Raw genomic sequence first — 386 nt, 5'->3', positions numbered from 1 at the left:
CTGAACAGCGCAATCTGGAAGATCGAGTTGAATGCCACCAGCCCAGCGACGTACTGGCCGTCACCGCGGGCAAGCTGATTCCAGACCAGCACCATGGCGATGCAGCGTGCCAGCCCGATCAGGATCAGGCCGGTCATGTACTCGGGGTAATCGCGCAGGAACAGCACGGCCAGGCCGAACATCAGGAACGGACCGACGATCCAGTTCTGCAGCAGCGAGAGCATCAGTACCCGTTTGTCGGCGAAGACCCGCGGCAGTTCCTCGTACTTCACCTTGGCCAGCGGCGGATACATCATCAGGATCAGACCAATCGCGATCGGGATGTTGGTCGACCCTATGGAGAGGCTGTTCAACGCGCTGGGCACACCCTCGAACAACGCCCCCAT

At 60.6% G+C, this 386-nt stretch carries 1 protein-coding gene; it reads right to left on the bottom strand.

Annotation, left to right across the window (positions count from 1 at the left end; translation table 11 throughout):
• Positions 1 to 386 (bottom strand): arsenic resistance protein (locus tag AC2A1N_RS13845; protein WP_484372618.1); only part of this gene is annotated, 386 nt, incomplete at both ends.

This window comes from Stenotrophomonas maltophilia group sp. SKK55, from assembly GCF_057179845.1.
Note: the sequence above shows the minus strand (reverse complement) of the source record. Positions and strands in the feature narration are given on the sequence as shown.